Source organism: Brevibacterium sp. R8603A2 (assembly GCF_023072605.1).
Taxonomy (GTDB): Bacteria; Actinomycetota; Actinomycetes; order Actinomycetales; family Brevibacteriaceae; genus Brevibacterium; species Brevibacterium pityocampae.
In genome coordinates this window covers 17836-31027 of the sequence record NZ_JALLGN010000008.1, presented here as the reverse complement: position 1 = coordinate 31027, position 13192 = coordinate 17836, and the positions used below count along the sequence as shown (strand labels likewise).

Annotated in this window: 12 protein-coding genes; 9 read left to right on the top strand and 3 right to left on the bottom strand. The window is 72.4% G+C overall.

The window, feature by feature from the left end; all coding sequences use genetic code 11:
* Positions 1-134: 134 nt before the first annotated feature.
* Together MTQ12_RS09390 and MTQ12_RS09385 are read right to left on the bottom strand one after the other, a co-directional pair.
* Positions 135-1508, bottom strand: a complete 1374-nt coding sequence (locus MTQ12_RS09390; RefSeq protein WP_247618388.1) for an MFS transporter — start codon at positions 1506-1508, stop codon at positions 135-137.
* A gap of 113 nt (positions 1509-1621) precedes the next feature.
* Positions 1622-2902, bottom strand: coding sequence for a CaiB/BaiF CoA-transferase family protein (locus tag MTQ12_RS09385; protein WP_247618387.1), 1281 nt, complete (start codon positions 2900-2902; stop codon positions 1622-1624).
* 237 nt (positions 2903-3139) lie between these two features.
* Here MTQ12_RS09385 and MTQ12_RS09380 point away from each other — a divergent pair, with 237 nt between their 5' ends.
* Entirely contained in the window at positions 3140-3544 is a 405-nt protein-coding gene (locus MTQ12_RS09380) for a thioesterase family protein (protein WP_175406823.1), read from the top strand.
* 337 nt (positions 3545-3881) lie between these two features.
* On the top strand, positions 3882-4340 hold the full coding sequence (locus MTQ12_RS09375; protein WP_247618386.1) for a class I SAM-dependent methyltransferase: 459 nt from the start codon (positions 3882-3884) through the stop codon (positions 4338-4340).
* Positions 4341-4389: 49 nt separating this feature from the next.
* Here the strand turns inward: MTQ12_RS09375 and MTQ12_RS09370 are convergent, their stop codons facing one another.
* Positions 4390-5817 carry an amidase gene (locus MTQ12_RS09370; RefSeq protein WP_247618385.1) on the bottom strand — a complete coding sequence of 476 codons (1428 nt, stop codon included), beginning with the start codon at positions 5815-5817 and terminating at the stop codon, positions 4390-4392.
* A 225-nt stretch (positions 5818-6042) separates the two neighbouring features.
* On the opposite strand from MTQ12_RS09370, the gene MTQ12_RS09365 reads away from it, so the two are divergent.
* The 7 genes from MTQ12_RS09365 (at position 6043) to MTQ12_RS09335 (ending at position 13065) form a co-directional block, all read left to right on the top strand.
* Positions 6043-6744: an HAD domain-containing protein gene (locus tag MTQ12_RS09365; RefSeq protein ID WP_247618384.1), complete on the top strand. Its 702-nt coding sequence runs from the start codon at positions 6043-6045 to the stop codon at positions 6742-6744.
* 3 nt (positions 6745-6747) lie between these two features.
* The gene (locus MTQ12_RS09360; RefSeq protein WP_247618383.1) at positions 6748-7563 is read left to right on the top strand and encodes an aspartate/glutamate racemase family protein; all 816 of its coding nucleotides are present in this window, start codon (positions 6748-6750) and stop codon (positions 7561-7563) included.
* Positions 7560-8435 (top strand): DUF308 domain-containing protein, encoded by an 876-nt coding sequence (locus MTQ12_RS09355; RefSeq protein WP_247618382.1) that lies wholly within the window; start codon positions 7560-7562, stop codon positions 8433-8435. Before MTQ12_RS09360 ends, MTQ12_RS09355 begins: the two co-directional genes overlap by 4 nt.
* Before the next feature lie 413 nt (positions 8436-8848).
* Positions 8849-9886: a MetQ/NlpA family ABC transporter substrate-binding protein gene (locus tag MTQ12_RS09350; RefSeq protein WP_247618381.1), complete on the top strand. Its 1038-nt coding sequence runs from the start codon at positions 8849-8851 to the stop codon at positions 9884-9886.
* Entirely contained in the window at positions 9883-11013 is a 1131-nt protein-coding gene (locus tag MTQ12_RS09345) for a methionine ABC transporter ATP-binding protein (RefSeq protein WP_137318369.1), read from the top strand. The genes MTQ12_RS09350 and MTQ12_RS09345 overlap by 4 nt, the downstream gene beginning before the upstream one ends.
* On the top strand, positions 11010-11666 hold the full coding sequence (locus tag MTQ12_RS09340; RefSeq protein ID WP_247618380.1) for a methionine ABC transporter permease: 657 nt from the start codon (positions 11010-11012) through the stop codon (positions 11664-11666). Before MTQ12_RS09345 ends, MTQ12_RS09340 begins: the two co-directional genes overlap by 4 nt.
* A 7-nt stretch (positions 11667-11673) precedes the next feature.
* Positions 11674-13065: a PLP-dependent aminotransferase family protein gene (locus tag MTQ12_RS09335; RefSeq protein WP_247618379.1), complete on the top strand. Its 1392-nt coding sequence runs from the start codon at positions 11674-11676 to the stop codon at positions 13063-13065.
* Positions 13066-13192 lie beyond the last annotated feature (127 nt).

Genomic DNA, 13192 nt, shown 5'->3' with positions numbered 1-13192 from the left:
GCCTGCCGCTGCACGACTGTCCCGCGAAAACTGCAAGCGCCCACCCGACCTGAACAGGTTGTGGGGGCGCTTGCAGGAATCGCGGGATCTTCGAGGGCCGGGCAGCGCGCGAACTGCAGGCCGCTCGCGGCGCACTACCCGCGGACCGTCCGCGGGACGAGTGCCATCGCGATCACGCCGAGTACGGCGACGACGGCGAACAGGTAGAAGCCCCAGGGGTAGGCGATCCCCGCGGCGACGAGCGCTCCCGTGAGGAACGGCCCGACGATCGCCCCGAGCCGCCCCACCCCGGCGGCGAGCCCGAGCGCCGTGCCGCGCACCGCGGCCGGGTACACCGACGACACGTACGCATAGACGAGGACCTGCGCGGAGAACACGAACGCGCCCGTGGCGAAGACCGCGAGGTGGAGCACCACCGGGTTCTCCATCCGCACGCTGAGCAGGGCGAGGAGCACCGCGGCCGCACCGAACCACAGGAGCACCATCGGCCGGGTGCCGTACCGGTCCGCGGTCCGGCCGGCGACCACGAGCCCCACCACCGCGCCGAGGTTGAGGACGAGGAGCATGACGAGCGAGGCGGACAGCCGGTACCCGGCCTCCTCCATGATCGACGGCAGCCAGGTGTTGAGGCCATAGACGAGGAGCAGGCCCATGAAGCTCGCCACCCACACCCCGATCGTCACCCGCGCGAACCCGCCGGAGAACAGGCCCCCGCGCCCGGTTGCAGAAGCCGGATCCGCCGGGTCACCCACCGAGGCGCTCGCCGGGCCTCCTGCTGCCGCGGCCGCCGCCGTTCCTGCCGACGGCCCTGCCGCGGATCCACCGGCACCGTGCCCCGCGGTCCGGGCACTGCGTGCGGCGAGGAAGGCCGGGGACTCCGGCAGCCGCAGCCAGAGGACGGGCAGGAGGAGGAAGCCGGCGATCCCGCCGCCGAGGAAAAGGAGCTGCCAGTCCGCTCCGGCGAGCACGGCGAGCAGCGCCGCGAGCACCGCACCCGTGTGGTAGCCGGTCATCGTCAGGGTCGTCGCCCGCGCCGTGCTCCCGGCACCGGAGTACTCGCCCACGTAGGTGAGCGCGGTCGGAAGGACCGCGCCGAGCCCCATCCCGGCGATCAGCCGGAACACCGCGAACCACAGCACGCTCGGCGCGAAGGGGACGAGCACGGTGAAGATGCTGAAGACGACGACGCAGGCCAGGATCGCCGCCCGGCGCCCCACCCGATCGGCGAGGAAGCCGACGCCGGCGGCTCCGAGGCCCACCCCCACGAGGCTGAGCGTCGCCACCGCGGTCGCCGCCTCAGCGGTGAAGCCGAGGTGCCCGGTGGAGAGCAGGGTGGGGATGACCGCGCCGAGCACGACGAGCTCGAAGCCCTCGAGCATGACGACGATCCAGCACAGGATCGCGGGCCGGCGCGAGGCGCGACCGGGCACGGCGGCTGTCGCCGCCGAGGATGCGGTGGCGGTCGAGTCGGTCGCGGTTGCGGCGGGGTGCGAGGCGTCAGGGGTCATCAGGTCACAGCCCATTCGTTCGGATCCGGCGGTGCAGCGGCTCCGGGTCGGGGTCGCGGACCGAGCCTACCGCCGCGCGCCGGCCACCGCAGTCCGGCCGCCGCAGGCCCCGATCACTCCGTGCCGGAGACCACCCCTGCCGCGGTGAGCCGGTCGATCTCCGCCGCGTCGAAGCCTGCGGCGCGGAGCACCTCGGCGGTGTGGGCACCGGTCCGCGGGGCAGGTGCGGGGTGTTCGAAAGGCGCGCCGTCGGAGTCGCCGCCGGCCCAGGTGGCTCCGCCGGCCGGGGCGAACCGCGGCGCCAGCCCGGGCTGCCGGACGCCGTCGGCGTCGCGGTAGAACACGGCGCGCGCGGAGTTGTGGACGTCCGCCTCGGCCTCGTCGAAGGAGAGGATCGGGAACACGCAGCCGTCGGTGCCGTCGAAGATCTCGACGAGCTCGTCCCGGGTGCGGGCGGCGATCGCCTCGGTGAAGGCGGCACGGATCTGCGGCCAGGTCTCCTGCTTGCGATAGTCGAAGGTGCCGAACTTCCCGGGCATCCGGTCCTCGATGTCGAGGCCGTCGATGACGACCTTGAAGAACTGCGGCTCGATGCAGCCGACGGACACCCACTGCCCGTCATTCGTCTCGTAGCGGTCGTAGAACGGCGCACCGGAGTCGAGGATGTTCGTACCGCGCCCCTCTCTCCACAGGCCCTGGGCGGCGAATCCGTGCATCATCGCCCACAGGAGGTTGGCGCCGTCGATCATCGCCGCGTCGATGACCGCACCCTGACCGCTGGTCCGCGCGCGCACGAGCGCGGCGAGCATGCCGACGGCGAGCACCATGCCGCCGCCGCCGAAGTCGCCGATGAGGTTGGCGGGGAACTGCGGGCCCTCGCCGGCGCGGCCGAGCTGGTGGAGGACGCCGGCCGAGGCGATGTAGTTCATGTCGTGCCCGGCGACCTGCGCGCGCGGCCCGGTCTGCCCGTAGCCGGTGATGCGGCCGTAGACGAGTGCCGGGTTCTCCGCCATGAGCTCGGCCGGGCCGAGGCCGAGGCGCTCGGCGACCCCCGGCCGGAAGCCCTCGAGGCAGGCGTCGGCCCCGGCGACGAGGCGGCGGACCACCGCGACGCCCTCGGGCTGCTTGAGGTCGACGACGATCGACTTCTTGCCGCGATCGAGCACCGGGCTGTTCGGCACGCCCTGCTCGCTCGGGCGCTGGAGGCGGATGACCTCGGCGCCGAGGTCAGCGAGCACGAGCGCGGCGAAGGGACCGGGACCGATGCCGCCGAGGTCGATGATGCGGAAGCCCTCGAGCGGCTTGAGCGCGGCCGGAGATCCGGACGTCCCGGCGGGGCCGGCGGCGGTGGGTGATCCCTGCGGGGCGGGCGAGGTGTGGTCTGAGCTGGTCACGGTGCGTCCTCCGGGGCTGGTGGCGGCGGTCGGACGAGGGTCGCCCATCCTGTGCGAACCCGGGCGCGCCACGATGCACGACCCGCGTTCAAAACAGTTACCGAATGATTGATTAGCTTAAGATTAGAGGGCCGGTGCCCGGTCCGCAATGATGGTCCGGGAACGCATGTCCACCCCTGCGATCGCACTGCCGATCCCGAACCCGATCCGATACCCGATCCGCCGAGAGGAACCTCCGTGTCCGAAGTCTTCATCCACCGTCCGCAGATCCGCTGGTCCGACCAGGACATCCTCGGGCACGTGAACAACGGCCGGATCGTCACCCTCATCGAGGAGGGGCGGATCAATTGGCTCGTCGGGATGCGCGGGCGCGATTCGATCAGCGCCCCGAAGCTCGCGGTGCGCCTCGAGCTCGACTACCGGAAGCCGGTGATGTACGGCCCCGAGCTCGTCCTCGAGCTGCGGATCGCGCGTGTGGGGAACAGCTCGTTCACCATCCGCACGACCGGCATCCAGGAGGACGAGGTCGTGTTCGAGGCGCTCAACGTCATGGTCACCGTCGACCCGGAGACCAAGCGGCCGCGCCCGATCAGCGAGAAGGACAAGGCCTACCTGCGCACCTACATGGACGACGAGGGCTGATCACCGGTCCCCGGGCAGCGCTGCTCCGCACTCCGGGGCCGGCACCGGCGCGCCCACGCCCGCCCCCGGGGACCGGCACGCCCACGCGGACGACCCACAGGACCGGAATGTGCATGTGCATGTGACGATGTGTGCGATCTCGCGCGGGGCGGTATACACGTCCTATGGACACCGATGAACGGATGAACTGGGAAGCCCGGTACGCGCAGGCCCGGAGACCTCGGTCGAGGGGGCGGAGCCGGATCGCGAGCTCCTCGCCCTCCTCACGGAGATCACCCGGCAGGACGCCCCTTCCGACGCCGGGCCCGCCGTGCGGGGAGCCGCAGCGCGGACGGCGGTGGACCTCGGCTCCGGTACCGGACGCAACACCCGTGCCCTCGTCGAGGCCGGTCTGCGCACCACCGCCGTGGACTTCTCACCGACGGCGATCGCCGCGCTGTGGAAGCGGGCGCTCGCCGAGGGGTGGGATCGCGGACTGCTCGGCATCACCGGCGACCTCATGGAATGGATGGAGTCGACCGCCGAGCACTACGACCTCGTCGTCGGCGCGTACCTCCACGGAGTCGACGGCGCACTCGAGGGAGCGCTCCGTCTGCTGCGCCCCGGCGGCCGGCTGCTGTGGACGACGCATGCGCCGGAGTCGCCGCACGGCCCGCCGCCGCACGTCCCGCGCCCGGACGTCGACGCCGTGCGAGCGGAAGCCGCGCGCGTCCCCGGGATCACCGTGGAGCGCCTCGACCGGACGGGCCGGGGCACGCACACCGTCGACATCGTGCTGCTCGCCCGCCGCGGCTGACCCGCCGCGACCTGCCCGCCCGCCTCACATGAGCGGCCCGGCGCCCGCCTCACATGAGCGGGCTGCGGGGGAAGGGGAGGAGCTCCTCGACCGCGGCGGCGATGGTGAACACCGAGTCGTCGGCGAACGGATGGCCGACGATCTGCACGCTCGTCGGCACGCCGGTGGGCCCGATGCCGCTCGGCACCGCCATGACGGGGCACCGGTTGGCGATGTTGAACGGGATCGTCATGTGCGCCTGCCAGTAGAAGTCGAGCGGGCCGGCCGGCCGCTCGAGCGCCTCGAGGTAGGCATTGTCCGCCTCGAGCGCGCCGATCGCCGAGGTCGGGGTGAGGAGCGCATCGAATCCGGCCATCGCGTCCGCGATCTGCGCCTGCACCTTCGTCTCGAGATCGGCGGCCTCGAGGAGGCTGATCCGCTCGGCGAAGTCGCGGGTGTACTCGACGAACCGCTTGGAGTACGGCTCGAGGAGGTCGAGGTCGCCGCCGCACATGCGCGTCATGTTCTGCGCGATGAGGTGACCGTAATGGGCGCTCGAGGCGTCGGTGACGTCGGCGAGCGAGAGCGCGAGGTCGATCTCGACGAGCTCCGCCCCGGCCCCTCGCAGCGCCGCCACCACGGTGTTGAGGCCGGCGGCCACCTCGGGGTCGACGTCGTAGCAGCCGAGGTCCCGGGAGACGGCGATCCGCATCCCGGCCACGCCGGCCGCACCGGCGAACGCGGTGGGCAGGACGTGTGCGGGGGCGATCGTCGCGTGGTCGCCGGCGTGCGGACCGACGATGATGTTCGTCGCGTAGGCGGTGTCGGCGACGGTGCGGGCGAGGACGTGGTCGCCGCGGTACCAGTCGGTGTTGAGCGGCACCACGCCGGGTGTCCGACCGTAGGGCGTCTTGAAGCCCGGCAGTCCGCCGAACGCGGCGGGGATCCGGGTCGATCCGGCGATGTCCGAGGCGGTGGCGAGCGGCCCGTAGCCGGCGGCGACCGCGGCACCGGAGCCGCCCGAGGAGCCGCCGGGGGTGCAGTCCGGGTTGAAGGGGTTGCGGGTGGTGCCCCAGGCCGCGGTCTGCGTGAAGGTCGCGCAGGAGAACTCCGGTGTGGTGGTGCGGGCGAAGGGGACCGCACCCGCCTCCCGCAGCCGCGCGACGACCGGATGGTCCGCCGGCGCGGTCTGCCCGGCGAGCACCCGCGACCCGCGAGTCGCGGAGCAGCCGGCGACGTTGTGCTGCTCCTTGACGAGCAGCGGCACCCCGAGCAGGGCGGGCAGCGGGGTGTCGGCATCTGCGCGGGCGTACACCTCGGCGGCGGCCTGCGCGGCCTGCCGGGCCGGCTCGTCCATGACGTCCATGACCGCGTTGATCTCCCCGTCATGCGCGGCGATCCTGCTGGTCAGATGGGTCAGATACTCCACGGGGGAGAGCTCGCGGGAGCGGAAGGCGGCGATCACGTCGAGGACGCTCATGTGGTGCAGTTCACTCATGGGGCCAGTGTGCCATTCTTCCCCGGCTCCCGCCCGGGCGGTCTCGCACTCCGTACACACGGACCGATCCGGCGCACCCCGCGGTGAGCGGCCCTGCGCGGACGCTGAGTCGCGCGCTCAGGCGGAGCCGATATTCTTGGGACCACGAGGGAGGCGGCACGGCGCCGCACCGGGGGCGACCCTGCGGTGCGCGGGCGCGACGACGAACCGGCCGACACGCACACGATGACATCTGAGGACTCCGCACGCCGACGTGCGCGACAGGTGACCCTGTTCCTCGACGTCGACGGCGTGCTCAACTCCTACCCGGTGACCGGCATGCGCTTCTACCGCGAACGGCGCCGCCGCGTCCACGCCTGGAACTACGAGCTCCACTTCCGCCCGGCGGTCGTGCGCCGCCTCGAGCGGCTCGTCGAGCAGCGCCTGGTCGACCTCGTGTGGCTCTCGACCTGGTCCGACCGGTGCACGACCGAGCTCGAGCCCACGCTCGGCTTCCGCGGCACCTACGCCGTCATCCCCATGCCCGACGACTCCTACAACCGCTTCGCCGGCGATCCGCAGAGCTGGTGGAAGGCCCATGCTGTCGAGGCCTGGCTCGCCGACCACCCCGACGAGCGCGCGATCTGGATCGACGACGACCTCGCGGCCCCCGCCACCTACTCCTACTTCTCCGAGACCTACCCCGGCCGGCTCCTCCTCATCGCCCCCGAGTTCAGCCGCGGGCTCACCGCCGAGCACTTCCGCCGCATCAGCGCCTTCACCCACCCCAGGCCGCAGCCCACCGCCGCGACCACCCGCCTGCTCAGCCGCAGACGGCGCACCGCCGCCGAGGCGCCCGCAGCTCCCGGCACCGCGCCGGCCGACCGATCCGAGAACGCACTCGTCGCCCCCGAAGGCCTCGGCCGCCGGGTCCACGGAAAGGACTGAGACATGTCTCGCCCCCGCACGCCGCTGGTCGGGTTCATCGACTCCGGCCTCGGCCTCGTCGACTTCGCTGACGCGTTCCACCGCCGCGTCCCGCACGCCGACCTCCTCCTCTCCATGGATCCCGACTGGATGCCCTACGGGGCGCTCGATGCCGGGGTGGTCGCCGAGCGCATCATCGCCTCCGCCCAGGTGTTCTCCCCGTGGGAGCCCGATGCCGTCGTCATCGCGTGCAACACCGGCTCGGTCCACGGGCTGGCCCCGCTGCGCGCGCAGCTCGAGCCGGGCACCCCGGTGATCGGCACCGTGCCGGCGATCAAGACCGCCGCCGACGCCGGTGAGCCGTTCGCCGTGTGGGCCACCCGCGCCACCACCGTCAGCGACTACCAGCGCGGACTCATCGAGGAGTTCGCCGCCGAGGCCGAGGTGCACCCGGTGGCGTGCGCCGGGCTCGCCGAGGCGATCGACAGCGCCGAGCTCGCCGCCGTCGACACCGCGATCGACGCGGCCATCGCCGCCACCCCCGAGCATGTGGAGACGATCGTGCTCGGCTGCACCCACTACGGCCTCGTCGAGGACCGGATCCGCGCCCGCCGACCGGCCACCCGCAATCTCCACGACTCCCCGCACGCCGTGGCCCGGCAGACAGCGCGGCGCCTCGGCCTCGACCCGGACGACCCGGCGCTCGCCGCCGGCCACGGTGCGGGCACCGGCGGGCGGGTGCTCGCCACGTACATGTCGGGGCGCCGCTCGGCCCTGCCCGACACGCTCGACGCGTACCCGGCCGGGCTGCGGCTGCGCAGGATCGAGGCTCACGGATGACCGCCTTCACGCCCTTCGACCCCGTCAGCGCCCTCGCTCGGATGCGCACCACCGTGATCGTGCAGGGTGTGCTGTCCGTGCTCGCCGGCCTTCTCATGGCGGTGTTCCCGGACTTCGCGCTCCTCGTCATCGTCGTCCTGTGCGCGGCGTGGCTCCTGGCCGACGGCGTCCTCGCGCTGCTGCGTCTGGCCTCCCGGCGCTCCGGCTCCCGCTCCGGCTGGCCGCTGGCGCGCGGACTCCTGGCGATCGGACTCGGTGTCCTCGTGCTCCTGCTGCCAGGCGAGTCCGCGGCGGTCATCGCCGTCATCGCCGGACTGTGGGCGTTCCTGCTCGGCGGGCTGGCGGTGCTCGGCGCACTCGCCCTGCGCCGGCTGGGCGGATCCCTGTGGTGGGGCCTGCTGCTGCTCGGCGGGTTCGGGCTGGTGCTCGGCGCCGTGCTGCTGCTCGACCCGGCGGCCGGCATCGGTGCGGTGCTGTGGCTCGTCGCCGCCTTCCTCGTCCTCCAGGGTGTCGCCGCAATCCTCCTCGGCGTCCGGTTGGGGCGCGCGCTCGGACGTGCCGCGGCAGAGCAGAACGGCCTCGGCGGCCTCGGTGGGCTCGGTGGGCGGACCGGTGCCGGCGGGCCGGTGGTGTTCGGCGGGCCCGCGTTCGGCGGGCCCGGTTTCGGTGGGCCCGGTGGATCCGGCGGGCCGGCGCACTCCGGGCCGACCGGTTCCGCGCGTGGCTCCGAGGATCCCGCCCCGCCCGGCTGGATCACCGGCGAGCTCGCCGATGACGAGGACGCGGGCACCACGGGCAGGGACGGCGCCCCGCACGACGAGGACGACGACGACCGTCGCCGCGGGGGCTCCGGATCGCGAGACGGTATTTGACCGTTCGACTCCCGGTGGCGTTCAATTCTGGGGTGACCACGCATCCTCTGAGCCCGCTGTGCTGGCGGCGCCTCCACATCGACCTCATGCGCGTCACCACCGTCATCGGTTGATGTCCTCCCTGCACCCTCGCTGAACAGCATTCACCGACGAACGCCGGGGACCACTCTGCAGGTTCCCCAGGCATGTCAGTGCGAATGCACCTTTCAACTGCCGCTGCAGTGCGGTTACCCGTCAGTATCCGCACTGGTTCGCCCCGGGAACCGACTGACCGCACCGTGATGCCCCGCGTCCTGCTGTGTGCGCACACAGCCGCGCCTCCCCGCCCCCGGGCACTTCACCGCGTCATCTCCACCCCCGGGCACTCCACCGCATCTTCCGGCCCACCGGGCCCTCGTCACCAAGGACCAGCCATGACCACCTCACCCCGCCCACCCGCCGACCGCCCGGACTCCACGAATCCCTCCGCCGCTGATTCCGCACCCGGCTCCGGCTCCACGCACGCCTCCGTCCAGGAGCACCTCGACCGCCGTCGGGCCGGCCGCCGGCGGGGGATGATCGTCGCCGCGATCCTCGCCGTGCTCGCACTCGTCGCCGTCGGCATCGTCGCGCTCACCCAGCGCTCCGGCGGTGAGGGCGGTGCCGGAGGGGCCGCCGGCGAGCTCACCGCGCTGCGCATCGCCGACACCGCGCAGAGCGACTACCAGGACGCGATCATCGAGGTGGGCCGGGAGAACGGCCTCGACCTCGAGTTCGTCAACTTCGACGACCCGTACCTGCCGAACACCGCGCTGCTCGAGGGCGAGGTCGACGCGAACTCCTTCCAGCACATCGCCTGGCTCAGCGCGTTCAACGGTGAGAACGACTCCGACATCACCCCGCTGTTCTCGACGAACATCTCCCAGTGGGGCCTCTACTCCTCGACCGTCACCGACCTCGCCGAGCTGCCCGACGGCGCCCGCATCGCGATGCCGGACGACCCCTCGAACTTCTCCCGCGCCCTGTTCATCCTGCAGAGCGCCGGCCTGCTCGAGATCAGCGACGAGGAGGGCTTCTACCCGACCGAGGAGCAGATCACCGCGAACCCGAAGAACATCGAGTTCGCCCGGCTCGCCCACGAATCCGTGCAGACGGCCTACGAGGACCCGTCCGTCGACGGCGTCGTCGTCGGCACCGACGACTTCGACCCGGCGCTCGGCATCACCGTCGACGACGCCCTCCAGGCCGAGGATCCCGAGGCGCCCTCCTCCGTGCCGTACACGATCATCGTCGCCACGATGCCCGACCGCGCCGAGGACCCGGTGTGGGAGCAGCTCGAGGAGACCTACCGCGACCAGCGGGTCGTCGACGCCTTCAACGAGGAGAAGAACGGCCAGGCCTCCTACGTCGACCGCCCGCGCAGCGAGCTCCTCGATGCGCTCGAGGAGCTCGACAAGGCCCGCGAATCATGAGCGACCGGAGCAGCGCCTCGGCCGCGGCCGCCTCCTCGGCCGCTCACGAGCAGACCGGGCCGGCCGGCGCCTCCGCCACGACGCCGGGCACCCCGGCCACCCCGGGCACCGACCGGATCGTCCTGTCGGGGGTGTCGAAGACCTTCACCACGAAGCAGGGTGCCACCACCGCCGCGCTCGACGACGTCAACCTGTCGGTCGGGGCCGGGGAGATCTTCGGGCTCATCGGCCGTTCGGGCGCGGGCAAGTCGACGCTGCTGCGGATGATCAACGCGCTCGAGCGGCCCACCTCGGGCACGGTCGAGGTCGACGGCGTCGACCTCGCCGGGGTCACCGGGGACCGGCTGCGGCGGCTGCGCCACGGCATCGGCATGGTGTTCCAGCAGTTCAACCTCATGAACTCGCGCACGGTGTACGGCAACATCGCCGTACCCCTGCAGCTCGCGGGGATGAAGGAGGCGCAGATCTCCGCCCGCGTGAGCGAGCTGCTCGACTTCGTGGGCCTCGGCGACAAGGCGTTCGTCAAGCCCCGGCAGCTGTCCGGCGGGCAGAAGCAGCGGGTCGGGATCGCCCGCGCGATCGCCAACCGGCCCTCGATCCTCCTGTCCGACGAGGCGACGAGCGCGCTCGACCCGCAGACCACCGGCGACATCGTCGCCCTGCTGCGCTCGGTCAACGAGGAGTTCGGCATCACCATCGTCGTCGTCACCCATGAGATGGACGTCGTCAGCCGGCTCGCGGACCGGGTGGCGATCCTGTCGGCCGGGCGGGTCGTGGAGACCGGGGAGATCCAGCAGATCCTGTCCCGGCCGGCGCACCCGGTGACCGCCGGGCTCGTCGAGTCCTACACGCGGACCGCGCTCACCGAGGCGGAGAAGACCCAGCTGCGCGGCGAGTTCACCGACCACCGGGTCTCCGTGACCGTCGACGACACCCTCGTCGGCACCCCGGTGCTGTCGCGGCTCGCCCGCGCGCACGCGGTGGACTTCTCGATCATCCAGGGCGGGGTGGCGCGCGTGAAGAACCACCCCTACGGCCAGCTCAGCCTCGCCCTCTACGGCGAGGACCGGGCGGTCGAGGCGTTCGTCGCCGAGCTCGGTGCGCAGGCGGAGGTGATCCGCTGGTGATCGACTTCGGAACCGTCGTCCCCAAGGTCGCCGACGCGCTCTTCGAGACGCTCTACATGGTCACCGCGGCGTTCCTCATCGCCGCCGTCGTCGGGCTCTCGCTCGGCATCTTCCTGTTCGCCACCCGGCCGGGCCAGATCCTCGGGAACCGGGCGGTCCACTTCGTCCTCAACTTCGTCGTCAACATCTTCCGCCCGATCCCGTTCATCATCCTGCTCGTCGCGCTCACCCCGGTGACGCGGGCGATCATCGGCACGAGCATCGGCCCGAGCGCGGCGATCCCGCCGCTCGCGATCGCAGGCGCGATGGGCATCGCCCGGGTCGCGGAGTCCAACCTCGTCGCCGTCGACCCCGGCGTGGTCGAGGCCGCCGAGGCGATGGGCGCCCGACCGCTCCACATCCTCTTCGGGTTCGTCGTGCGCGAGGCGTTCGGCCCGCTGCTCCTGTCGCTGACCTTCATCTCGATCTCACTCATCGACGCCACCGCGGTCGCCGGCGCGGTGGGCGGGGGCGGCCTGGGCAACCTCGCGCTCACCTACGGCTACCAGCGGTTCGACTGGGCGGTGATGGCGCTCATCATCATCGTGCTCATCGTGCTCGTGCAGTGCGTCCAGTTCCTCGGGAACTGGATCGCGAAGAGATTCATCGACTAGGAGACCCATGACCCACCTCGACAGCACCTCACCCGCCGGCACCTCACCCACCGGTACCGATCCCGCGCGCACCCGGCTGCCCGGCGGGAGCTCCCTGCTCTCCGGCCTGCCCGGTCGGCAGGGGTTCGGGGACGCCAGCCTGATCCGGGTCGGCACCGGCAGCATCGACCTCGGCGGCGGCAATCCGGACAGGTCCCTCCTCCCGGTCGACCTCTACCGCGAGGCCGTCCACGAGCTCATGGACTCCCCCGGCTACGGCGCGCGGCTGGGCTACGTGCCGGCGGCGGGCACGCCGTCGTTCCGCGCGCTCCTCGCCGAGCGCGAAGGCGTCTCACCCGAGCGGATCATCGTCACCAGCGGCGGCATCAACGGCCTCGCCCTCGCGGTGCTCGGCACCCTCGATCCAGGGGACACGATCGTCGTCGACGATCCGATCTTCCCGCTGTTCCTCCGCGTCCTCGACCTCGTGCCGGGCGTGCGGGTCGTGCCCGTCGGGGTGCAGGCCGACGGTCTCGACGTCGACGAGCTCGAGTCGCACCTCGCCGCCGGGGTGCGTCCGCAGGCGGTGTTCACGGTGCCGACCTTCCACAATCCGGGCGGCGCGGTGCTGTCCGCCCAGAAGGCGCAGCGGCTCACCGAGCTCGCCGAGCGCTGGGGGTTCACCGTGTTCGCCGACGACCCGTACCGTGAGCTCGCCTTCCCCGGGGCCGAGGTGCCCGCAGCTGCGTGGGTCCGAGACAGCGAGCACGTGATCGGGGTCAACACCTTCTCGAAGACCCTGGGGCCGGCGCTGCGGCTGGGCTACACCGTCGTCCCGTCGGCGCTCGCGGAGCAGTACGTCAAGCTCCGCAACCGGCTCGACGGGCAGGCGAGCGGGGTGCTCCAGGACATCGTCGAGCGGATCGTGGGACGACCGGAGTACGCGCAGGCCAATGCCGCCGCGGGTGCGGTGTACGCGCAGAAGGCCCGGGCACTCCACGGTGCGCTGCACCGCGAGCTGCCGGGCGAGCTCGACATCATCGAGCCGCAGGGCGGGTTCTTCCTGTGGGCGCGGTTCCGCGACCAGGAGGCCGACTTCGCGGCCCTGTTCGACGCCGCCCAGGACGAGGGGCTCGTCTACCAGCGCGGCGAATGGTTCGGGGTCACCCCGACGGGTGGCGCGGGCGGCGCTTCAGGTGCGGCGAGTGCGGCGGGTGCCGCCAGCGCGGCGGGCGCGGCGGGCGACGCTGTAGGCGCCGCGAATGCTGCGGGTCCTGCGGGCGCGACCGGCCAGGGCCTCGGCGGCGACCCCTCGCGCACTCGTGGGGCCGTGCGCCTGACCTTCGCCGAGCTCGACGTCCCCACGCTCGAGGAGGGCGCCGCCCGCCTCGGTCGCGCCTGGCGCCGCATCCACGGCTGAGGACGCACGCGGCAACGCAGCCGGTCCTTCCGGGGGCCGGTCCGGGGCCGGTTCGGGTGCCGGTGCTTCCGAGGCCGATTCCGTGCGACAGCCCCGTTCCGCAGTCACCCCAGTGCGGTTACGGACG

Bases quoted from the DNA above. Each gene is read 5' to 3' on its own strand.
- MTQ12_RS09365 (WP_247618384.1), top strand. From the start codon at position 6,043: ATGACATCTGAGGACTCCGCACGCCGACGTGCGCGACAGGTGACCCTG.
- MTQ12_RS09350 (WP_247618381.1), top strand. From the start codon at position 8,849: ATGACCACCTCACCCCGCCCACCCGCCGACCGCCCGGACTCCACGAAT.
- MTQ12_RS09390 (WP_247618388.1), bottom strand. From the start codon at position 1,508: ATGACCCCTGACGCCTCGCACCCCGCCGCAACCGCGACCGACTCGACC.
- MTQ12_RS09335 (WP_247618379.1), top strand. From the start codon at position 11,674: ATGACCCACCTCGACAGCACCTCACCCGCCGGCACCTCACCCACCGGT.
- MTQ12_RS09345 (WP_137318369.1), top strand. From the start codon at position 9,883: ATGAGCGACCGGAGCAGCGCCTCGGCCGCGGCCGCCTCCTCGGCCGCT.
- MTQ12_RS09370 (WP_247618385.1), bottom strand. From the start codon at position 5,817: ATGAGTGAACTGCACCACATGAGCGTCCTCGACGTGATCGCCGCCTTC.
- MTQ12_RS09360 (WP_247618383.1), top strand. From the start codon at position 6,748: ATGTCTCGCCCCCGCACGCCGCTGGTCGGGTTCATCGACTCCGGCCTC.
- MTQ12_RS09355 (WP_247618382.1), top strand. From the start codon at position 7,560: ATGACCGCCTTCACGCCCTTCGACCCCGTCAGCGCCCTCGCTCGGATG.